Source organism: Streptomyces sp. NPDC051561 (assembly GCF_044454195.1).
Classification (GTDB): domain Bacteria; phylum Actinomycetota; class Actinomycetes; order Streptomycetales; family Streptomycetaceae; genus Streptomyces.
Genome location: NZ_JBITDM010000012.1, coordinates 85,127 through 107,744, shown reverse-complemented (window position 1 = coordinate 107,744; position 22,618 = coordinate 85,127). Strand labels below are relative to the sequence as shown.

Here is a 22,618-nt window from a genome sequence, read left to right as displayed (position 1 = left end):
GCGTCCCCCTAGTCGCCGAACCTGAGCACGGTGGTGAACCCGTCCGCGCCCGTGTCCGTGCCGTCGGTGAAGCCGGTGCCGACCAGCGTGGTGGCGGGTTCCTTGCGTCCGAAGCCGGGCGAGTACCAGCCCAGGGCCGGGCTGCTCTCGGCGCGGTGCGTGCGCCAGCTCAGCCGGCCGGGCAGGTCGAGCACCGCGGAGCGTTCCTCGCCGTCCCGGGTCCAGGTGAGCATCGCCCAGTTCCCCACCAGGTCCGCGGTGACCGTCGGGCCGAGGTGGAACGCCAGCCGCACCGCCCGGCGCGGTCCGCGCACCTCGTCCACCACCCGCAACTCCTTTGTGGCGGCGGTCAGTTCCACCCGGCGGCGGTGCACCGACCCACGGTAGCCGTCGTGCTCGGCGCTCCAGCGGGACACCTCCGCACCGGAGGTGTCCGCGACCAGGACGCGACTGCGGGCGTGCCGGGTCCACAGGAACGGGCCGCCCGAGGCGGACTGGTCACCGCCGTCCAGCTCCAGGGTGTTGTGCCCGAGGGTCGAGCGGAAGTACTTCCTCCACTCGGGCTGCCCGTGATAGCAGTACGTCCCCGGGTCGGCCAGTACGTCGACCCCGTCGTGCCGTACCTCCACCGACAGCGCGTCCGCGTGGGCATGCGCGGCGATGGCCAGGAACCCGTGCGGCCCGCCGTCGCACCGGCACCAGATCTCCTCCGGGCCGCGCAGGATGGTCATTCCCGCATCGGCGAAGTGGTCCGGCCGCGCCGCCGGGCGGGCCACGGTCCCCCTCTTCGCGTCGGTTTCCCTGTTCGCGTACGGCCGCAGGAGCGCGGCCAGCAGCGGGGTGCGCACATCGGTGCCCCCCACCTCCGGCCACCAGTCGAGCCGCCCGAACACGGCGTCCCCGGTGGCCAGCAGCGAGGCCCAGCGGTCGGTGCCGGGGCCGTCCACCACCAGTCCGTGCCCGTCGTCCGCGTCCCCCTGGCGCGGCGGCCGCAGCCGGTTGTCCACGACCGCCGCCAGCGCGTCGGTCATCCGCAGCAGCACCAGGCGGACCGTCGTGGGGACCGGCACCCCGGCGGCATCGGCCTCGGCCACCGCGGCCAGCCCCAGCTCCAGCACCAGCCCGTGGTACTCGGTGGCCAGCTCGCGGTTGAGACCGGAACCGAAGGTGTTGCCGCGCAGCTGCCGCTCCAGCGACCGCAGCGCGTCGACGCGCCAGCGCGCCGACGAGGGGAACCAGTCGAAGGCGCAGGCAGCGGCGAACTGCCCGGCGGCCTCCGCGATGACGTGGTTGTTGGCCGAGGACCCCCGGCTGGGGAAGGCGGCCAGCCAGCGCTGGTGGTGCCAGATCTGGTTGCGGGCCACCGGGTTGTCCTCGAAGAGCCCGGCCGCGCCCGGCCAGCCGTCGAGCAGGCGGCGTACCCAGACCCAGGACAGCAGCCGGATCCCCAGCTCGATGCCGCTGATCCAGTGCACCCCGCGCAGCGGTGCGTTGGCCGCCCACCACAGCCTCAGGTGCTCGGCCACCCGCTCCGCGTACCGCTCGTTCCCGGTGACCGCGTAGGCGGCCGCCAGCACGGTCAGGTACTGGTGCCGCGACGGCTCCCAGATCTGCTTGATGTCCCCGACCGCCTCCTCGTTGCGGTACGGCACGTCGAAGGCGTAACCCCACGGGGCCCGGCGGCCGGTCTTCGGGTCGAACCACCAGTCCGGGTCGAGCAGGTCGTCCCGTACCACCCCGAAGAACTCGGCGTGCCCCGCCATCAGCCGGTCCGCCTCGGCGACGAGACGCTTCGCGGCCCCGGCCGGCACCCCGTCGAGGGCACCGGCGGGCAGCACCGCGGTGAACCGGGCGCCGGTCACGGCGGGCGAGTCGGGCAGCGCCGACCGCCAGCGCCGCCTGCGCACCGTGTCAGCCACCCGGCCGCCCACCTCCCGCGGTCCCATCCGGGACAGCCGGCGCAGGTACCAGAGCGGGCTCGTGGTCATCGGGGCCTCGCCAGGGTCACCGGCGCGCCACCGGTCAGGGCCGTCCGCACGGCGAGGGTGGCCGCGGTGGTGGCGACCAGCGACTCCAGCGGCACCGGCATCGGCCCGCCGGTCCTCACCGCCCTGACGAACGCGGCCAGTTCGGCGTTCTGCCCCTTGTCCTGGGCCTTGGGCAGGCGGGAGCTGACCCACCGCTTGCGGCCGACCGCGCCGTCCATGAACACCGAGGCCCGGACGAAGTCGTCGAGCCGCAGCACCTTGCCGCTCGCGATGAGGTCCAGCGTCTCCTTGGGGAAGCTGGACGTACCGGTGGTGACGTAGCTGAGGGTGGCGGTGGACTCGTCCGGGTAGCGCAGCACGATCTGCAGGTCCTCGTTGCCGGACGAGGCGACCGCGTACACCGAGAGGGGGTCGGCGCCGAGCAGCCAGCTCGCCGTGTCGATGAAGTGCCCGCCCTCGCCCTCGAACCGCGAGCCCTCACAGGACTGCCGGAGGTACCAGCTGCCCTGCTGCAACCGGCCCGCGTTGATCAGATAGCGCAGGCTCGCCGGGCCCGTCCGGGCACCGAACTGCTTCCTGGCCTCCTGCAACAGCGGCGAGAACCGGCGGTTGAAGCCCACCTGCAACCGGTCGTTGCCGGACTCCTCCACCGTTTCGAGCACCCCGGCCAGCTCGTCCTGGGTGAGCGCCAGGGGCTTCTCCACGAATACGGCCTTGTCCGCCAGCAGTGCCTTACGGGTCAGTTCGGCGTGCGAGCTGTGCCGGGTGACCACGAACACCGCGTCGATCGACGGGTCGCCCAGTACGGCGTCGAGATCGGTGGTCGCCCGGGCGAAGCCGAACTTCCGCTGCGCGTTGGCCCCCGACAGCGCCGTCGTGGTGACCACTGTCGACAACTCGACACCCTCGCGCCCCGTCAGGTGCGGCAGCAGCATCGACGTCGCGTAGTTCCCGGCGCCGACGAACGCGAGCCGCACCGGTGTCCTGACGGGCCGGGCGGGGGAGGAGCGGCGCCGCACCGCGGGCACCGTCACCGTCGGGGCGGGCGCTGCTTCCTCCGGGTGGCCCGGATAGCGGAACAACACCGCCACGGCATTGAGGTCGCCGTCCTTCAGACGCTGGTACGTCTCGACCGCGTCATCGAAAGCGGCGATGTGCGAGACCAGCGGGTCCACGTCGACGCGCCCCCGGGCGGCGAGATCGAGGAAGCACGCCAGGTTGCGGCGCTCGGTCCAGCGCACGTAGCCGATCGGGTAGTCCCGCCCGTCGAGTTCGTACTCCGGGTCGTAGCGTCCGGGACCGTACGACCGGGAGAACCGGACGTCGAGTTCCTTCTCGTAATACGCGTTCCACGGCAGGTCGAGGCGGCACTTGCCGATGTCGACGACCCGGCCGCGGTCCCGGCAGAGCCGGGCGGCCAGCTCGACGGGCTGGTTGCTGCCGCCACCCGCAGCCAGATACACCTGGTCCACGCCGTGACCGCCGGTGAGTTCGGCGACGGCCGCCTCGACGCCCGCGGAGGAAGGGTCGCCGCAGGCCACGGCGCCCAGCCGCTCGGCGAGTTCGCAGCGCCCCCGGTCCGGGTCGGCCCCGACCACGCGTACCCCCGAAGCGGTCAGCAGCTGCGCCACCAGCTGCCCGATCAGCCCGAGACCGATGACCAGTGCCACCTCACCGAGCTGCGGCTCACCCTGGCGGACACCCTGCATCGCGATCGACCCGACGGTGCCGAAGGCCGCGTGCTGCGGCGCGAGGCCGTCCGGCACCGGGGCGTACAGGTTCTTCGGCACCCAGTTCAGCTCGGCGTGCAGCGCGTGCTCATTGCCCGCGCAGGCCACCAGGTCGCCGACCTTCACCTCGTCGATCCCGGCACCGACCTGCTCGACCACCCCGCACAGCGAATAGCCCAGCGGTGTGTAGGAGTCCAGCTTCCCCATCACCTTGCGGTAGGTGGCGGGCACCCCCTGGGCGGCCACGCTCTGCACCACCTTGGCGACCTGGTCCGGGCGCGAACGCGCCTTGCCCAGCATCGACATGCCCGCCTCGGACACCTTCATCAGCTCGGTACCGGTGGATATCAGCGAGTAGACGGTGCGCACCAGCACACCGCCCGGCTTGCATCCCGGTACCGGCACGTCGAGCACCGCCAGCTCGCCGCTCTTGTAATTCTGCACAACCTGCTTCACCACGAACTCCTCTGAAATGTCCTGACAGACAGGCTCTAAGCGGCTGGACGCGTGCTCTGCCCGGAACCGGAGGTCGCTTCGCGGTACCAGTACTCAAGGGTCAGTACGTGCCACAGATGTTTGGAGAAGTCCCGCTGCCCGGCGGCGTCCTCGGCGACCATCCGCGCCAGCGCGTCGCGACGCAGGAAACCGGAACGCACCAGCACCCCGTCGTTCACCACCTCCCGCACCAGCGGCGCCAGATCCCGGCTCATCCAGGCCCGCAGCGGGGCACTGAACAGGCCCTTGGGCCGGTAGACGATCTCCTTCGGCAGCACCGAGGTGGCCGCCTCCTTGAGCACCGCCTTGCCCTGCCGCCCGACGATCTTGCGGTTGCCGGGCACCGCGAACGCCGCCCTGACCACCTCGACGTCCACGTACGGCACCCGTACCTCGGTGGAGGCGGCCATGCTGGAACGGTCCGTGTAGGCGAGGTTGAGACCCGGCAGGAACATCCGGGAGTCGCCCAGGCACATCCGGTTCACGAAGTCGTCGAGGTCGTTGTCCTCGTAGACGTCCGCGTGCTCGGTCAGCACGTCGTCGACCGTGGCGGCCAGATCCGGGTTGATCAGGGCCAGCAGCTCGTCCTGGTCGTACATGGTGTAGCTGCGCCGGAACGCCGTCTCCTGCGGCAGGTCGGCGAACGACAGGAACCGCTTCGCGAAGCGCACCGACCGGTACCCCCTGCGGGCCGAGGCGACCGGCAGCCGGTCCACGGCAGCCGACAGACCGCGCCGCAACGGGCGCGGGACGCGCTGGTAGCGCAGCGCGAGCACGTTGGCCAGATGCTTGCGGTACCCGGCGAACAGCTCGTCGGCGCCCATCCCCGACAGCATCACCTTGACCCCGGCCTCCCGGGCGGCCTGGCAGATCAGGAAGGTGTTGATCGCGGCGGGGTCACCGATCGGCTCGTCGAGGTGGTACGTCATCCGCGGCAGCAGATCGAGCACGTTCGGCGCGATCTCGATCTCGTGCAGGTCCACGCCGAACTGCGCGGCCACCTGCCGGGCGTAGCGCAGATCGTCCGGCATCGCCTCGAACTTGGCGTCCTCGGCGCGGAACCCGATCGTGTAGGCGGAGATCCCCGGCCGGTCCCGGGCCGCCAGCGCGGTCAGATAGCTGGAGTCGAGACCGCCCGAGAGGAAGGTCGCCACCGGTACGTCGGACAGCAGGTGACGCCGGGTCGATTCCTCCACCACGGCGGCCAGGTCCGGAAGTTCGCCGCTGAGGGCACGGTCCCGGCCCTCGGCCGCGACGTCCTTCAGGTTCCAGTACCGGCCGCGCTCCACCCGGCCGTCGGGCCGGCACCTCAGCCAGCTCCCCGGCGGCAGCTTCTCCGCCCCGCGCAGCGCGCACCGGGAGTCCGGCACCCAGTAGTAGAGGAGCGAGGCCACCAGTGCCGCGTGGTCCACCTCCAGCGAGCCGCCGGTGGCGGCGGCCAGCGCCTTGAGCTCCGAGGCGAACATCAGGCCCCCGCCGCGCCGCACGAGGAAGAGCGGCTTGATGCCCAACTGGTCGCGGACCAGCACCAGTTCACCGGTGCGCTCGTCGAAGATCCCGAACGCGAACATGCCGCGCAGCCGGGGCAGACAGTCCGTGCCCCAGCGCCGCCAGGCCTCCAGCACCACCTCGGTGTCGGAGGTGCCGCGGAACCGCACCCCGCCGGACTCCAGTTCGGCGCGCAGCTCCGGTGCGTTGTACAGCTCGCCGTTGTACGTGAGGGCGAGGCCGTCGGAGACCATCGGCTGGGCACCGGTCCCCGAGAGGTCGATGATCGCCAGTCGCCGGTGCCCCAGCTGCACCTCGCCGTCACCGGCCGCGTGGCCGTAGCGGCCCGCCCCGTCCGGGCCGCGATGCGCGAGGACGTCGGTGAGCCGGTCGGTCACGGCCTTCCCGTCCGGCCATCGGTATGTACCTGCGATGCCACACATGTCCTACCGCGCCTCCTGATCGTTTTCCGGGACCTGTGCGGCCCAGGCCGGCTGCCGCTCGGTGCGGCGCCTGCTCGTTCCGTTCCGCGGCGCCGGCGGCTCGCTGCGGCCGCGCAGCGCGGTGTGCAGCCCGTCCCACAGCGTGCCGTCGGTCCGGTCGCGGGGATCGGGGTCCACCAGCACCACACCGATCACCGGAATGTGCTGGTCCGCGAGTTGCCGTGCCACGGTGTGCAGCCAGGCGGCGCTGCCGCGACCGGCCCGCACGACGAGGACGGTCCGGGTGCCGAGGTACTGCAGATCGGTCCACGCCGTACCGGGTGCCACCGAACCCACACCGAGCCGGTGCGTATGGTCCGACCTGGCGTCGGCGCTGTCACCGCTGATCACGACCGGATCTCCCGGCCTCGGGCGGCGGCCCGCCAGCCGTTGGTCCGCCAGGCCGTCGACGACGACCACGGGCTCGTCCGCCGCCAGTGCCCCGGCCAGGTCCAGGGCGATCACGCCGGTACTGCGCGCGCAGCCCAGCTCCAGCAGCGACACCGGTTCCGTGGAGCCGCGCACCGTGCGGGCCAGGGTGGTGGTGAGACGGCTGCGAGCCGTCCGGGTCCTCCGGCGCCGCCACACGCTGCCCGGCCTGCCGGGCAGTTCCGCGATGACCGAGGCGCCCAGGTGCGCCGCGATGTCCCGGCGCAGCACCGGACGGTCCGCCACCAGGGTGGCGACCGCCGCCAGCGCGAGCCCCAGGAAAAGCCCCAGGGCCAGCCCGATCCCGGCGTTGGTGACGGCCGCCTTGGGCACGGAGTGGCGCACCACGCGCGGGGCGTCCACGATCTGCGTACCGGCGACCACCCCGGGCGTGCCGGTGCGCGCCTGGGCGGCACGCTGGTCGAAGTCGGCGATCCGCGAGTTGAGTTCGGCCCTGCGGGCGTACAGCGTCTCGACGTTCGCCGCGTCCCGCGGGTCGCTCTGCGGCGGGCGGTTCCCGATCGACTCGTTGACCCGGGCGAGTTCCTCCCGCATCCGGTCGCGCTGGGTGATCAGTGCGTCGGCCTCGGCCTTCGCGGAGCCCTGCATCCGCCGTACGTGGTCCGCCACGAACGCGTCGGCCAGCGCCTTGGCCCGGGCCACCGCGTCCGCCTCGCTGTCACCCGTCACATCGATCTGCAGCAGGTTGTTGGTCAGTCCGGTGCCCCGGTAGTCCCGCATGAAGTCCTCCGGCTTGTCCGGGGACCCGAGGGACTTCAGGGCGCTGCCGGCGATCCGGGTGGTCGCCAGGAGGGCGACGTCGGTACGGATCAGGGTTCCGGTGTCGTTCGGCTGGTCCTCCCGGTGCGCGACCAGGACCTGGGTCACCGCGGCCGGGGGCGGTGGCAGCACGACGGCCACCGCGGCGCCGACCAGCAGCCCCAGCAGGGCCATCGAGCACCAGAGGAAGCGGCGCCTGCGCACCGCGGCCACCAGGCCCTGGAGGTCGAACAGCGGAGTGGCCGCCGACGTCTCAGAAGTCGTACCCGTCGTCACTCCGAACCTCCCGTCGCACTACTGCCGACGGCGAGCGCCGGAGTGGAGCCGTCCGCGGAAGTTCCCGCGGAACCTTCCGTACGGGCCCGGACCGGGCCGGCCACAACGAAACCGACGACCTCGTGATGGCCGTCCGCGCACGCCCCGGCGATCTGGTCGAGGTCCTCGGCGGTCCAGTTGCCCGCACTGAGGACGACCAGGGCCCCGGACTCGCTGTCGCGGTCCGGCACGATCGGCCCGTCCACCGCGACCTCGACCACCCGCAGCACCGGATCGCCCTGCGACTCGGCGACCAGGTGGCGGGCGGCCCTGCGGGCGATCTCGTCCCCGTCGGGCACGACCACCAGCAGGCGCCGGGGTGCCAAAAGCCCGTCCCGGAGGCGGGCACACACCCGCTGATAGCGGATCTGCCGACCGGCCTCGTCGGCCGAACGCTGCGGCACCGGTACGTCCCACCGGGTGTCCAGGCCGAGCAGCCGGCCGATCCGGGCACGTGGTCCCTTGCCCGGCGGCACGTGCGCGCCCCGCTCGTCCGGTACGTCCACGGTGCCCAGGAGAGCCGAGCCCAGCGCCGCGGTGATCTCCTGCTCGGTGCGCAGCCGGCGGTTCATCCGCGCCGCGGCGAGATGGCCGACGACCGCGAGCAGCAGGAACAGCAGCGCCCCCGCGCCGATGAGCTGCACCCTCGTCGGCGGCGTCTGCGCGGTTGGGCGGGCCGACGGCCCCATGAGGACCAGGCGGGTCTTCTCGTTCGCAGGGTCGGCCTGGTCCAGCTTGGTCATGGCCTCCTCCAGCGAAATACGCAGCTTCTCCAGCGAGGTGCGGGCCTGCACGCTCTCCACGGTCTGTCCGGGAGCGGCCGCACCGGCCAGGGCCGTGATGCGGCGGTTGGTCTCCTCGACCTTCTTGCGCAGCGCTTCCAGCCCCAGGGTCGCGTCGGTGCTGCCGCCGCCGGTGATCCGGGTGGCGAACTGGACGAACTGCTGGGCCAGTTCATCGGAAAGCCGCATCGCGCGCTCCGGGGTCTCGGCCGTACCGGAGATCACGATGATGTTTCCGTCGGCGGGCTTGGCGCTCACCCGGTCGCGCAGCTCGGCGCCCCCGGCGCCGCCCCAGCGCAGCTCCGCGGCCGCGAGGTCGACCACCGAGGAACTGGTCGCGATGTTCACCTGGGTCAGCAGTCCGCGCTCGTCCCACTGCCCGGGCAGCAGGACCGACGCGTTGGCCGTGTACTGCGGCGGGAACAGCACCGAGACGCCGAAGCCGGCCAGCGCGCCCACCAGGGTGAGCACCACCAGCAGCCGCCGGCGACGGCGGAGGATCCGCCCGATCGTGGCCAGGCGAATCGTGTCCTCGCTCAACGGGGCCGCCTCCTCCGCGCCCGCACCGGAACACGGCCACGGCACGCGGCGGCGTACGCGGCGAGCAGCGACGCCTGCGAGTTCCGCCAGGAAAGCTCCCCGCCGATCCGCTCCTGGCCGATCTTGCCCATCCGCTCTCGCCGGTCCGGATCGTCCAGGAGCAACGCGATCAGCTTCGCGAACTCGGCCTCGTCGTTGGCGGGCGCGTAGACGGCGGCGTCACCGGCGGAGACCCGCGCCTCCTTCAGATCGAACGAGACGATCGCCCGGCCCATCGCCATGTACTCCAGGACCTTGTTCATGGTCGAGACGTCGTTGAGCGGATTGCGCGGGTCGGGGGAGAGGCACACGTCCGCGGTGGAGAGACGGCGCACCAGATCGGCGTCCGGGATGCGTCCGGTGAACTCCACCCGGTCACCGAGCCCGAGCTGCTCCGACAGCTCCACCATCGCGTCGAAGGCGTCCCCGGAACCGACGAACACCGCGTGCCAGTCGGTCCGCCCGAGCTCGTCGCGCAGCTTCGCCAGGGCGCGCAGGGCGTAGTCGACCCCGTCCTGCGGGCCCATCACGCCGAGGTAGCACAGCAGATGTGGTTTGCCGCGCTTCAACTCCGGTTCGGGCGGCACCGGTTGGAAGCGGTCGGTCTGCGGGGCGCTGCGCACCACGAAGACCTCCTCGGGCCGCTTGCCGCCACGGCTCACCGCGACGTCCCGGTAGCTCTCGTTGGTGGCGAGCACCACGTCCGCGGCCCGGTAGGTCAGCCGTTCCAGCCCGCACACGGCGCGGTAGAGCAGGTCCTTGCCGCGGCCGAACCGGGACAGATACAGCTCCGGCACCAGGTCGTGCTGGTCGAAGACGAACCGCGACCCGAGCCGCTTCATCCGCAACGCGGGCAGGAACAGCAGGTCGGGCGGATTGCACGCGTGCACCACATGGACCGGGCCGACCTTGCGGGCCAGGCGGGCAGTGTGCCACAACGCCGCCCCGTACTCCCGCAGATAGCCGGCCGGACCACCGGTGGCCGCGCGCAACGGGTAGCGGTGGATCCGTACCCCGTCGATCACCGCCTCCGGTTCGGTGTCGCGCTTCTCCCCGCGCGGGCAGATGACATGCACCTCCCACCCCGCGTCGCGCAGCGTCGTGCACTCCTGCCACACCCGCCGGTCGAAGGGCACCGACAGGTTCTCCACCAGAATCAGCGCGCGCCTCACCTGACGTTCACCACCTGCCGTGCCTTCGATCGCGGTGCCTTCATACGGTGTGCCTTCGAGCGGTGTGCCGTCGTGCGATGTGTTACCAAGCAAGGCCCACGTACCCCGGTTCGGTCCGGCGCGCGTCGGCGTCGGGAAGATGGATGAGGTCGATGAGCACCGGGCCGTCCCCGTGCGGCAGCGCCGCCAGCACGGCCGGGTCCCTGGTCCCGACCAGGCAGACCTCGGCATGGTCGAGCACCTCCTCGACGGAGTCCGCGAGGAGCTGCGCGAGGTGTGGCAGCCGGGTCTCGATGTACTCGCGGTTCGCGCCGAGCAGCCGGGAGAGGCTCACGTTCGCGTCGTAGATCTTCAGGTCGTAGCCCTTGCCCAGCAGCGTCTCCGCCAGCTCGACGAGCGGGCTCTCGCGCAGATCGTCGGTGCCGGGCTTGAACGACAGCCCGAACAGTCCCGCCCGCCGCTTGCCGGTGCGCTCGACCAGCTCCACCGCACGTTGCAGATGCGCGGAGTTGGAGGGCAGCACATGGGAGAGGATCGGCACCGACACGTCGGCCCGCTGCGCCGCGTGGACCAGGCTGCGCAGGTCCTTGGGCAGGCAGGAGCCGCCGAAGGCGAAGCCGGGCCGCAGATAGGCGGGGCTGATGTTCAGCTTCCGGTCGGCCAGGAACACATCCATCACCTGGTGCGAGTCCACGCCGAGCGCCTGGCACACAGCGCCGAGTTCGTTCGCGAAGCCGATCTTCAGGCCGTGGAACGCGTTGTCCGCGTACTTGATCGCCTCTGCCGTCGGGATCGGCACCCGGAACACCTCGCCGGGCAGGCTGTCGTACAGCGCCGCCACCACATCGCCGCTCGCCTCGTCGAGTTCGCCGATGACGGTCTTGGGCGGGTCGAAGAAGTCCCGCACGCTGGAGCCCTCGCGCAGGAACTCCGGGTTGACCGCGACTCCGAGATCCACCCCGGCCATACCGCCGACGGCCTTCTCCAGGATCGGAACCAACAGATTCAGACAGGTGCCCGGCAGCATGGTGCTGCGGAACACCACGGTGTGCCGCCCGCCCCGCTCCGCCAGAGCGGCGCCGATCTGCTCGGTGACCCGCTCCAAGTAGGTGGTGCACAGGCTGCCGTTGGGCTCCGACGGCGTACCGACGCAGATCAGCGACACCTCGCTGTTCATGATCGCCTCGCGGACGTCGGCGGTGGCGCGCAGCGCCCCCGTCCGCACGACCTCGGCGACGAGCTCTCCGATCCGCTCCTCGACCACCGGGGCCTTGCCGTCATTGACCAGGTCGACCTTCACCTGGTTGACATCCACCCCGATGACCTCGTGCCCCATACCGGCCAGGCACGCGGCCGACACACAGCCCACGTAGCCGAGCCCTAAGACGCTGATCCTCATATCCCGTTCCTCCCCCCGGGCAGGCCCTTGCGGCCTGCCCTCCGCGCGCCGTTCCCGCGACGCCCCCCGTGCCAGGTCATCAGTACGCCCCCTGTCCGTGCAGCACCGCCCGCAGGGTCTTCCACAAAATCACCGTGTCCAGGGCGAGCGACCAGTCCTCCACGTACCGCAGGTCGAGGCGGACCGCCTCCTCCCACGGCAGATCGCTGCGCCCGCTGATCTGCCAGAGACCGGTGAGCCCGGGCTTGACCAGCAGCCGCCGACGGATGTCCGGGCCGTACGCTGCGGACTCCTCCGGCAGCGGAGGCCTCGGCCCCACCAGCGACATCGATCCGGTCAGTACGTTGAAGAGCTGCGGCAACTCGTCGATCGAGTACCGGCGGAGCACGGCACCCACCCGGGTCACCCGCGGGTCCCGGCGGACCTTGAACAGGAGTCCGGCGCCCTCGTCGAGTGCGGCCAGCCCGGCCCGCGCCCCGTGCGCCCCGCTCACCATGGTGCGGAACTTGAAGATGGTGAACTCCCGGCCGCTCTTGCCGACTCTGCGCTGGCGGTAGACCACCCCGCCCCGGCTGTCCACCAGCACGAGCAGCGCGACGACCACCATCAAGGGTGCGAACAGCAGCAGCAGGAACGCCGCACCCAGCCGGTCGGCCACCTCCTTGATCACCCGGTGACCGCCGGCGAAGGTCGGCATGCTGACCCGCAGCAGCGGAATCCCGAGCACCGCGTCGACATGCAGCCGGGGGCCCGCCACCTCCATCAGCACGGGAGCCACGATCATCTCGGCGTCGCTGCCTTCGAGGTTCCAGGCCAGCCGCTGCAACCGCTCCGGTGACCAGTGCGGATCCGGGGTGAGCGCGACGACCCGGTAACCGTCGCGGCGGACATGGCCCGCGACATCCGTCAGCGGACCGACGACCGGCACGCCGTCCACCTGGTCTCCGGCGAGCCCGAGACCGTCCGTGGTGCACACCGCCTCCACCCGCCAGCCCAGATGCGGCAACTTGCGGGTGCGAGCGATCAGATCACGCATGGTGTCCAGGCTTCCGGCAGCGAGCACCGGACGCAGACACCGCCCTTCCTTGCGCTGCTTGTGCAGCCAGAGGCGGAGCAGGTACCGCGTGGTCATGGTGACGAGCGCGATCGCGGGGATCGCGACGAAGATCCAGAGTTTGATGTTGCGCGAGGTGAGGGCGATGCCGCCGAGTGCCAGAACGACGGTCGCCATGAACAAGGAGCGTCCGAGGCGACGGAATTCCTCGGCACCCTGACCGAGTACGGCGGGCGCCCACGACCGGCTCACCGCAAGTGCGCCCAGCACCAGCAGCTCGGTGCAGAAGGCGAGAATGATCCACTTCTCGTGCCAGTTGGCTGCGTCTCTGGCTCCGAAGAAGTTCCCGATTGCCATCACTACGACGGCGGTGGCCAAGGTGTCGCTGGTGATGACGGTACGTCGGTACCGCTGCTCCCAGTCGCTCGCCGGCCGGCTGATTGACCCGTTCGTCAGGCGCTGCTGCGCAGACGGAAACGGGCGGACTAAATCCCCTCGCTGCACAGGACCCCCCAGGTCGCCAGTGGTTCGACGCGTTCGCCTAACACCGCTCCTCCCCCCCGGAAGGCCCCCCGGCCCCCGCACCGTTTTCCCACGCGGGAGACCTGCGCCCCCGCGCACCGCACCGTTCCTTGACCCGGGACGCTCACGCCCCCGGCGTAAGACAACTCGCACTACTACGGCGTTACTGGAACACCCCCACCCCGGCGGCAGCGGACTCAGACGTCCTGCCGGATTGCCCGCTGTCCGAAGCACGGGACCTATGGATCCTTAGCGGTCGGTTCATGCTCGAACAGCTGAAGCACGGTCAATCTAGACCATCAGGGCCGTGATGAAGAGAGGATGTGTGAAATTTGTGTCCGAGCTTTGACGGTGAGCCAGGACACCGGCGCTCGCCTGCAGTTGTCTGACGAAAAACAGGCATCTTGCGACCTGTGTTGACCGCCTTCAACTGCTTTGTGTACAGGGCGAGTTGGCCTTCCCGCAGGTCGCGTCGACGGCTGTCGGCGGGGCCCGCGGGGCAGCCGCGGAATCCTCTTCGGATCAGGTCCTCTTTGTGAAGACGAGTACCTCCGTGGAGGCGACGCCCAGGGGTGCCGGGAAGCCGGCCTCCAGGTCGCAGCCGAGGGACGCGAAGAGATCCACACAGGCGCTGCGGGGCATCGCGGCCGGGAAGGAGCCGTGCCCCTCGCCGCCCTCCGTCGCCCAGGTGCGCATCGCGGCCGGATCCAGGCAGGTCTCCGTCATCACGTCGAAGACGATCCGGCCGCCGGGCCGCGCGACGCGCGCCATCTCGAAGAAGTAGCGGGCGGCACAGAGGAAGGTCACGGTGTTGAAGACCTTGTGGGCCTGCACCAGGTCGACGCTGGCGTCCGGGGTCGGGGCGAGAGAGGATCCCGCGGTCGGACGGGCGACCACGCCGAAGGTCTCCACCAGGTAGTTGGCCCAGGGCGCTGCCGTCTCATAGATCTCGTAACGCCCCGGTGAGCACTCCTTCAGCGTCTTCTCCAGGTACCGCCCGGACCCCGGCCCGATCTCCAGCACCGTCTCCGGGCTGCCCGCGAAGACGCCGAGCGCGCTCAGTTCGTCGATGGTGGACTGGGTGGCACCGGGCGTCCCGTTCATGACCTCGTCGATGTGGTCACCCACCGACAGGCCGGCCGCCCTGGCCGCCCGCATCGTCGCCTCGAACGGAATGAAGTCGTCCACGCCGTCACGGTTGTTGGTGCTGCGCACGATGTCGAATCCCGCGCGTCCCAGGAGTCGCTTGACCCCCGTCTTTAACACTGTGGTTCCCTTGCTCGCTGCCTTCATCAGGCATGACCCCCCAGGTCGTCGCCAACTCCGTTGTCAGCATAGGAACTTGAGTGGTGACGCGCAGTGGTACGCCCCATTCGGTACGTGGTTGAGGGGAACCGGCCTTCGAGGCACCGCTTTTCGGCCTGCGAGGTCGGGTGAAGTCGCCCGAGAGGAAGCGAGGCTGGTCTGCGCGGGTCCCTGAATCCGGGCGCTCGCCGATCTTGGCGGGCCGATTTCGGGTGGTGACGTTCGTTGATCCCTGCGGTACGCCGGAACCATGCGACATGCGCAGGGCCGGGGCCGACACCGGAACGGCGGGAGTTTCGCGAACGGTTCGGGCCCGGGTCGTGCCGGACCTGTCGTGCCGTACCGGCGTAACCTCCACCGCCGCCGGCCGGGACACCACCGCCCGTGCCGGGCACGCCCCCCGTGCCCGGCACATCCCAAGGAGCTTCGCTATGCCATACGAGAATGCTCGGCCCACGCGGGGGCGTCTCGACGGAAAGGTGGCCTTCGTGACCGGCGCCGCCGGCGGGCTCGGCCGGAGCCACGTCCGGCGGATGGCGGAGGAAGGGGCCGACCTGGTCATCGTGGACATCTGCCGGTCCGTCGACAGCGTGCCCTACGCGCAGTCGACCCCCGAGGATCTGGTCGAAGTGGTTGAGGAGGTACGGGCCCTGGGCCGCCGGGTGGTGGCGCGGCAGGCGGATGTCCGCGACCGGGACGCCCTTCAGGAGGCGTACGACGCGGGGCTCGCCGAGTTCGGGCAGATCCACATCGTCGTCGCCAACGCCGGAATCGCCCCCCTGCTGTGGGAGGACAGGCTGGAGGCCTGGCACGACGCCATCGACGTCAACCTCACCGGCACCTTCCACACCATCGAGGTGTCGATCCGGTCGATGGTCGCCGCCGGGGACGGCGGCTCGATCGTGATCGTCAGCTCCACGGCCGGACTGGTCGGCATCGGCGGGTCCAGCAACGGCGGCCTCGGCTATGCCGCCTCCAAGCACGGTCAGGTCGGACTGATGCGTACGTACGCCAACAACCTCGCCCCCTACAGCATCAGGGTGAACTCCGTGCACCCCACCGGTGTGGCCACCCGCATGGTGGCCGATCCCGCCATGGTCGCGTTCGTCGCCCGGGATCCGAGGCTCTCCGGCCAGGCGCCGAACGCCCTCCCGGTGGGCACCATCGCGGCGACGGACGTGTCCAACGCCGTCCTGTGGCTGGCCTCTGACGAAGCCCGCTACATCACCGGTGTGGCGCTGCCCGTCGACGCCGGATTCATCAACCGCCGCTGAGGCGGGGTTCCCCGGCAGCAGAGGTCCCGGGCAGCAGGGGTTCCCGGCGGCAGCGGTTCCCGGGAGCCGGGCTTCCCAGCAACTGAGGCTCCCAGCAGTCGAGCGAGAGGTGGAGTGCCATGGCCGAGCCGTACGCGGACACGATTCTGGTGGGTGGGCGGGTCAGGACGCCGTCCGGCTGGGCCGAGGGGCTCGCCGTGCGTGCCGGCGTGATCGACACCGTCGGCAGCAGGGCCGGGGTGCTGGCACGCCGCGGACCGGACACCCGGGTGGTGGACCTGGCCGGCGACACCGTCCTGCCGGGACTGCACGACCTGCATGTGCACCCGATCTACGCCGGAGTCCGCGAACGCCGCTGCAAGGTCCCGCAGGGGTCGAGCCTGGCCGCCACGCTGCGCATCGTGGCCGAGCACGTGTCCGGGGCCGCCCCCGGGGCCTGGGTCCTCGGCGGCCAGTGGGACGCGTCCGCGCTCGGAACGGTCCCGAACCGGACCATGCTCGATGCCGTCTCACCCGACGTTCCGGTCCTCCTGGAGGACACCAGCGGACACAGCTCCTGGGCGAACAGCGCGGCACTGAGGGCCGCCGGAATCGGCCCCGGCACCCCCGACCCGCCCGGCGGCATCTTCGAGCGGGACGCCCTGGGCAACCCGACCGGCATCCAGCGCGAGACCGCCGCCGAGCACCTCGCCGCCTCCACCCCCGCGACGGCCGACGACGAGGTGGCGGCGGCCCTGGAGTGGGCCCTGGGGGAAATGCTCTCCCACGGGATCACCTCGTTCACCGAAGCCGCGGTCGGGTTCACCGCCGGGGCGCGGGCGGAACTGCGGGCGTACACCTCCCTCGCCGCCCGCGGAGCCGTCAGGCAGCGGGTGCGCCTCTGCCTGGTGTGGTCCCCCCACGACCCCGGGTGCGAGGACGTGATCGCCGCCCGGAACCTGTACGCGAGCAGCCGTCTCACTCCCGACTGCGTGAAGCTCTTCCTCGACGGGGTCCCGACCGACAGCCACACGGCCGCCATGATCGAGCCCTACCAGGACACCGTGGCGGGACGGGACAGCGAGGCCGGGCGGCACGGGATGCTGGCGATCGCGCCGCGGACCCTCGACCAACTGGTGACCCGGTTCGACCGGATGGGTATCACCGTCAAGTTCCACGCGGCCGGCGACGCGGCGGCCAGGGCGGCACTGGACGCCATCGAAGCCGCCCGTGCGGCCAACGGACACAGCCCGCAGATGCACAACGTGGGGCACTGCAGCTTCGTGACGAAGGCCGACATCGCCCGCGCCACCCGGATCGGCGCGACCTTCGAGGTCTCCCCGTACCTGTGGCGGCCTTCCCCCATCTGCTCCGACATCACGGCCGCCGTCGGCCGCAAGGCGGTCGAACGCGCATGGCCGGTAAGGGAGATGCTGGATTCCGGCGCCCTGGTCGTGGCAGGTTCGGACTGGTGCGTCGTGCCGTCGGTGAACCCTTGGGCGGCGCTCGAATCGCTCGTCACCCGGCAGGAGCCCGGCGGCGGTACCGAGAGCTTCGGTGGGTCTCAGGCCATCACGCTGGAGGAGGCCTTCGATCTGTTCACGGTCAACTCCGCGCGCCAGGAGGGCATGGCGCACCGTGTCGGGCGCATCGAACGGGGCATGCTCGCCGATCTCGTCGTCGTCGGCCAGAACCCGTTCGAGGTGCCGATCACTCAAGTACACGCCACCGAGGTGAAGATGACCTTCATCGAGGGCGAGCAGGTCTTCGAAGCCGAGGCTCGGAAGTAAATTTTCCATCGTTGAAAATTCTGCGTGCACAACCGTTGTCAGGTGTTTGAGGCTGTGGCTGAATGTTCGACCATGTGCAGTGCTTCGCGGTTCGGAGCACTTCGGCTTCTTCGACGAGGACGATGCCTTGACACGAAATCCAGCCCGCCCCCGCACGCTCCTGAGAGCATTCGCCTGCACGGCGGCACTGCTGCTTCCCCTCGGAGCCACCCTGGTCCCGGCCGCCGCCGCGGCTGCTCCGGCCCCCGCCGAACCGGCCGCCACCGCACCGGCGTTGGCGCACGTGGACCGCTCCGCCCAGGACCGCTCGGCCAAGGACCCCGCCACCGAGGTGCACGGCCTCAAGGGCGAGTACTTCTCCATGTCGGCACCCGGCGCCCGGGACTTCGCCGAGCTCGGCGCCACCGCGCTCGACCCCGACATCAACTTCCCCGGTCTGACAGGCACGTTCGAGTCGGCCACCGGGAGGGCCGAGCACACGACCGCCCGCTGGACGGGGCAGATCGAGGCTCCCGAGACCGGTGACTACACCTTCTCCGCCATCGGCGACAACGGCTTCAGGCTGTTCATCGACGACAAGCCGGTCATCGACCACTGGGTGCCGGACTGGGACAAGGAACAGACCGGCGCGCCGCTCGCCCTGAAGGCCGGTGAACCGCACACGTTCCGCCTGGAGATGTTCCAGGACATCGGCGGGGCCAATATGTTCCTGCGCTGGTCCAGCGCGAAGCTCACCAAGCAGATCGTGCCCGAGTCCGCCTTCACCCCGCCCGCCGACTTCGAGGTCTACCCCATCGGGCTGGGCGTCGCCGAGAACGGCCTCAAGGTGCAGGCGTCCTTCGACCACGAGGTCAGCGGCATCGAGGGGGTGAAGGACCACCTCAGCGTCGAGGCCGACACCACGCCGATGCCCGTCAAGTCCGTCGCCAGGATGCCCGGCAACCGCAAGGCGCTTCTCGTCACCCTCGGCGCGGCCGTCCTCAAGGGCCAGCAGGTCAAGGTCGTGTACGACGGCAAGGGCGGCCTGAAGAACGGCGACGAGACCGTCCCGGAGCTCAGCCGCAGGGCCAAGAACCTCTCCACGCACCGCCTCCTCACCCCCTGGGGCGAGAAGCTCGACCGCAGGAACCCGCTGCCCGAGTACCCCCGCCCGCAGCAGGTCCGCGACGACTGGAAGAACCTCAACGGCCCGTGGGAGTTCGCGAAGGCCGCCGCCGGTGAGCAGCCGGTCTTCGGCAAGCCGCTCGCCGAACGCATCACCGTCCCCTTCCCCGTCGAGTCCCAGCTCTCGGGACTCGAACGCCACGAGGACCACATGCTCTACCGCAAACTCGTGACGGTGCCCCGGAGCTGGTCCGTCGGCAAGCGGTCCGACGAGAGCCGCCTGAAGCTGAACTTCGGCGCGGTGGACTACCACGCCCGGGTCTGGGTCAACGGCAAGCAGGTCGCCGAACACACCGGCGGCTACACCGCCTTCAGCGCGGACATCACCGACGCCCTCAAGGGCAGCGGCCCCCAGGAGATCATGGTCGCGGTCACCGACACCACGGGCGCCGACCAGCCCACCGGCAAGCAGTCCCCGAACCCCGGCGGCATCTTCTACACCGCCTCCTCCGGCATCTGGCAGACCGTCTGGATGGAGCCCGTCGCCCCCGCGGCCGTCGACTCCCTGACCACCACACCGGACATCGGCAAGGGCAGGCTCGCCGTGCGGGTCGCCTCGCAGCACGCCTCGAAGTCCGCCCGTGTCACCGCCGTCGCACGTGACAAGAAGGGCAAGGTCGTCGGCACCGTCACCGGACCGGCCGGCAGCGAGCTGAGCCTCCCGGTCGCCGGACAGCACCTCTGGACGCCGGACGACCCGTACCTCTACGACCTGAAGGTCACCCTCGCGGACGGCCGCTCCAAGGACACCGTCAAGAGCTACTTCGGTATGCGCTCCTTCGCCGTGGCGAAGGTCGGCGGCTACCAGAAGCTGGTGCTCAACGGGAAGCCGTTCTTCTCCCTCGCCCAGCTCGACCAGGGCTTCTACCCCGACGGACTGAACACGGCGCCCAGCGACCAGGCACTCGTCTTCGACCTGAAGGCACAGAAGGACCTCGGCTTCAACTCCGTCCGCAAGCACATCAAGGTGGAATCCGACCGCTGGTACTACCACGCCGACCGGCTCGGTCTCCTGGTGTGGCAGGACTTCGTCTCCGGCAACCTCACCGGCGAGGAGGGCCACCAGGCCTTTGTCGACCAGGGGGCCGAGATGATGCGCCAGCTGCACAGCCACCCCTCGATCGGCGCCTGGATCGTCTTCAACGAGGGCTGGGGCGAGTGGGACCGCACCGAGACCGGAAGGATCGCCGAACGGGTCAAGGCGGCCGACCCGTCCCGGGTGGTCAACGCCCACAGCGGTGTCAACTGCTGCAACTCCAAGGGGGATTCGGGCAAGGGTGAGGTGATCGACCACCACGACTACAACAACACCGACCCGGCCTTCCCGGACCACCGCGCCGCGATCGACGGCGAACACGGCGGCTTCACCCTGCGCATCCCGGGACGCATGTGGCCCGGCGCCCCCACCGCCATCTACAGCGGCGTCGCGGACAAGGCCGCCCTGACCGCCAAGTACGTCGACAACACCCGCACGTACTACCTGGACGCCGCCCGCGCCGAACTCTCCGGCTCCATCTACACCCAGGTGACCGACCTGGAGAACGAGCTCAACGGCCTCTGGACGTACGACCGCCGGGAGATCAAGGTCGACCCGGCCGCGGTACGGAAGATCAACCGGGAGGTGATCGCGGCCGGAGCCGCCGCGGGCGAACGGGACGAGCTCAAGGGCGGCGGCGCCTGGTCCCTAGACGAGAACAAGGGCACCACGGCCGCCGACAGCGGCCCCGGTCACAAGGACCTCACCCTCACCGGCGGTACCACCTGGACACCCGGGGTGAAGGGTTCGGCGCTCAAGTTCAACGGGGGCGGCCAGTACGCCGAGACGAGCGGCCCGGTCATCGACACGACGGGCGACTACACCATCTCCGCCTGGACGACGCTCGACGCCCTTCCCGGCAACTACGCCACGGTCGTCAGCCAGGACGGCCGACGCCGGGAGAATCCCTTCTATCTCCAGTACGGCCAGGGCGCGTTCGCCTTCTCCACGCCCGGCGCCCACCGGGCCCGGCTGGAGATCAAGCCCGAACTCGGCCGCTGGTACCACCTGGTGGGCGTCCGCAGCGGCGACAGCATCAAGCTGTACGTCGACGGAAAGCTCGCCTCGACCGCGGCAGCCGGTACCGCCGATGTCAGCAGCGGGGCGCTCAGTGTGGGCCGCGCCAAGTGGTCCGGCGGGAACACCGACTTCTGGAACGGCTCCGTCGACCAGGTCAGGGCGTACGACCACGCGCTCACCGACCAGGAGGTGACCGCGCTGCACGACGGCGAACAGCCGTAAGCCGTCCGGCGGTTCGGCCGAGGACGCCCCTCGGGGGCAGGCCGGGAGCCGTCCGTCCGGCCCCACCCGCTCCCGGCGGTGCACCGCGAAGGCCGCGCCGCCGGGAGCTCCGCCCTGCCCGCGGGCGCCGGACGACACGATTTGAAAAACGCGGCGCCAACTCCCTTGCCGCTTGCGCCAACTCGCCTATATAACGTTGTAAACCCGGGTCGCAGAGAGGCCGCACCGGCCCCCACGATCACCGTTCTCGCACGTCACAGTGGGAATCGTGAGGAATGCGGCGCCCAGTGCGCCGAGCGGCCGCAGCACCCTCCCCGCCCTGCCCGACCGCACGCCGTTCGGTGTGCCGTCACCTTGCCAAGGAGCGTCCCGCGCATGATGATCCAGCGTCGATCCCGTCACCTGGCCGCGGCCTGCCTGCTCGCCGCCGCGACCCTGGCCGTCTCCGGCTGCGCCAAGTCGGAGACCCCGAGCAACGCGGGCGGTGACAGCAGCCAGGGAGCCCAGGCCGCCAAGACCCCCGAGGCCCAGTCCGGGCCCGGCTGCTCGCTGCAGACCTACGGCGCCCCCAAGATCGACCTCAAGAGCGCGGTGGTCGGCTTCTCCCAGTCGGAGAAGGAGGCGAACCCCTTCCGTATCGCCGAGACCCAGTCCATCAAGGACGAGGCGGCCAAGATCGGTGTGAAGAAGCTGCTCACCACCAACGCGCAGTCCCAGCTGTCCAAGCAGATCAGCGACATCCAGGACATGCTGTCGCAGGGTGCTCAGTTCCTCATCGTGGCGCCGCTGAACTCCGACGGCCTTGAGCCGGCGCTCAAGGCCGCGGCGGCGAAGAAGGTGCCCGTCCTCACCATCGACCGCAAGGTCAACTCCCAGGCATGCAAGGACTACGTGGCCTTCCTGGGCTCCGACTTCGTCGAGCAGGGCAAGCGGGCCGCCGACGCGATGATCAAGGTGACCGGCGGCAAGGGCAAGGTGGCCATCCTCCTCGGCGCCTCGGGCAACAACGTGACCACCGACCGCACCAAGGGCTTCGTCGACCAGGTCAAGGCGAAGGCGCCGGGCCTGGAGATCGTCGCCCAGCAGACCGGCGAGTTCGCCCGCGACAAGGGCCAGCAGGTCATGGAGCAGCTGATCCAGTCCAAGCCCGACATCACCGCGGTCTATGCCGAGAACGATGAGATGGGCCTCGGCGCGGTCACCGCGCTGAAGGCCGCAGGCAAGAAGCCGGGCAAGGACGTCAAGATCGTCTCGATCGACGGCACCCGCAACGCCGTCCAGGCCCTGGCCAACGGCGAGTACAACGCCGTCATCGAGTCCAACCCGCGCTTCGGACCGCTCGCCTTCGCGACCGCCCAGAAGTTCTACGGCGGCGAGTCCATCCCCGAGAACGTCATCATCACCGACCGGGCCTACGACGACAGCAACGCCAAGCAGTCCCTCGGCGGGGCGTACTGACCGCTCGCGTACCGACCGCCCGTGCTGCGACCCCTCGTGCACCGACTGCTCATGTACTGACCGCTCCCGGAGCCCACGTTCCGGCCGCCGTGGCGCGCACCTCGCGCCACGGCGGATCCCGGCCCCGCACCCTTGGAAAACGGAAGGCCAAGACC

The 22,618-nt window shown here is 70.6% G+C and carries 13 protein-coding genes; 4 read left to right on the top strand and 9 right to left on the bottom strand.

Going from position 1 to position 22,618, the window contains the following annotated elements; all coding sequences use genetic code 11:
• Nucleotides 1-8: 8 nt before the first annotated feature.
• From ACIA73_RS25185 to ACIA73_RS25145, 9 genes are all read right to left on the bottom strand, one after another.
• Nucleotides 9-1,988: an alginate lyase family protein gene (locus ACIA73_RS25185; protein WP_399440941.1), complete on the bottom strand. Its 1,980-nt coding sequence runs from the start codon at nucleotides 1,986-1,988 to the stop codon at nucleotides 9-11.
• Complete coding sequence (locus ACIA73_RS25180) at nucleotides 1,985-4,174, bottom strand: bi-domain-containing oxidoreductase (protein WP_399440940.1); 2,190 nt, start codon at nucleotides 4,172-4,174, stop codon at nucleotides 1,985-1,987. Before ACIA73_RS25180 ends, ACIA73_RS25185 begins: the two co-directional genes overlap by 4 nt.
• 35 nt (nucleotides 4,175-4,209) lie before the next feature.
• The gene (gene asnB / locus ACIA73_RS25175; protein ID WP_399440939.1) at nucleotides 4,210-6,144 is read right to left on the bottom strand and encodes an asparagine synthase (glutamine-hydrolyzing); all 1,935 of its coding nucleotides are present in this window, start codon (nucleotides 6,142-6,144) and stop codon (nucleotides 4,210-4,212) included.
• A 3-nt stretch (nucleotides 6,145-6,147) separates the two neighbouring features.
• Nucleotides 6,148-7,668: a Wzz/FepE/Etk N-terminal domain-containing protein gene (locus ACIA73_RS25170; RefSeq protein WP_399440938.1), complete on the bottom strand. Its 1,521-nt coding sequence runs from the start codon at nucleotides 7,666-7,668 to the stop codon at nucleotides 6,148-6,150.
• Entirely contained in the window at nucleotides 7,665-9,029 is a 1,365-nt protein-coding gene (locus tag ACIA73_RS25165) for a Wzz/FepE/Etk N-terminal domain-containing protein (RefSeq protein WP_399440937.1), read from the bottom strand. Before ACIA73_RS25165 ends, ACIA73_RS25170 begins: the two co-directional genes overlap by 4 nt.
• Nucleotides 9,026-10,270: a glycosyltransferase family 4 protein gene (locus ACIA73_RS25160; protein ID WP_399441090.1), complete on the bottom strand. Its 1,245-nt coding sequence runs from the start codon at nucleotides 10,268-10,270 to the stop codon at nucleotides 9,026-9,028. The genes ACIA73_RS25165 and ACIA73_RS25160 overlap by 4 nt, the downstream gene beginning before the upstream one ends.
• A gap of 52 nt (nucleotides 10,271-10,322) precedes the next feature.
• On the bottom strand, nucleotides 10,323-11,639 hold the full coding sequence (locus tag ACIA73_RS25155; RefSeq protein WP_399440936.1) for a nucleotide sugar dehydrogenase: 1,317 nt from the start codon (nucleotides 11,637-11,639) through the stop codon (nucleotides 10,323-10,325).
• Nucleotides 11,640-11,718: 79 nt separating this feature from the next.
• Entirely contained in the window at nucleotides 11,719-13,197 is a 1,479-nt protein-coding gene (locus ACIA73_RS25150; protein WP_399440935.1) for a sugar transferase, read from the bottom strand.
• A gap of 540 nt (nucleotides 13,198-13,737) precedes the next feature.
• Nucleotides 13,738-14,508 (bottom strand): methyltransferase domain-containing protein, encoded by a 771-nt coding sequence (locus tag ACIA73_RS25145; protein ID WP_399440934.1) that lies wholly within the window; start codon nucleotides 14,506-14,508, stop codon nucleotides 13,738-13,740.
• A gap of 443 nt (nucleotides 14,509-14,951) precedes the next feature.
• Between ACIA73_RS25145 and ACIA73_RS25140 the strand changes: the two genes are divergently transcribed.
• The 4 genes from ACIA73_RS25140 (at nucleotide 14,952) to ACIA73_RS25125 (ending at nucleotide 22,463) form a co-directional block, all read left to right on the top strand.
• Nucleotides 14,952-15,794 (top strand): mycofactocin-coupled SDR family oxidoreductase, encoded by an 843-nt coding sequence (locus ACIA73_RS25140; RefSeq protein WP_399440933.1) that lies wholly within the window; start codon nucleotides 14,952-14,954, stop codon nucleotides 15,792-15,794.
• 119 nt (nucleotides 15,795-15,913) lie between these two features.
• A complete protein-coding gene (locus ACIA73_RS25135) occupies nucleotides 15,914-17,563 on the top strand; it encodes an amidohydrolase (protein ID WP_399440932.1) in 1,650 nt (549 codons plus the stop codon).
• Between the two features lie 79 nt (nucleotides 17,564-17,642).
• Complete coding sequence (locus ACIA73_RS25130) at nucleotides 17,643-21,005, top strand: LamG-like jellyroll fold domain-containing protein (protein WP_399440931.1); 3,363 nt, start codon at nucleotides 17,643-17,645, stop codon at nucleotides 21,003-21,005.
• Between the two features lie 375 nt (nucleotides 21,006-21,380).
• Entirely contained in the window at nucleotides 21,381-22,463 is a 1,083-nt protein-coding gene (locus tag ACIA73_RS25125) for an ABC transporter substrate-binding protein (RefSeq protein ID WP_399440930.1), read from the top strand.
• The last annotated feature ends 155 nt before the right edge of the window (nucleotides 22,464-22,618 follow it).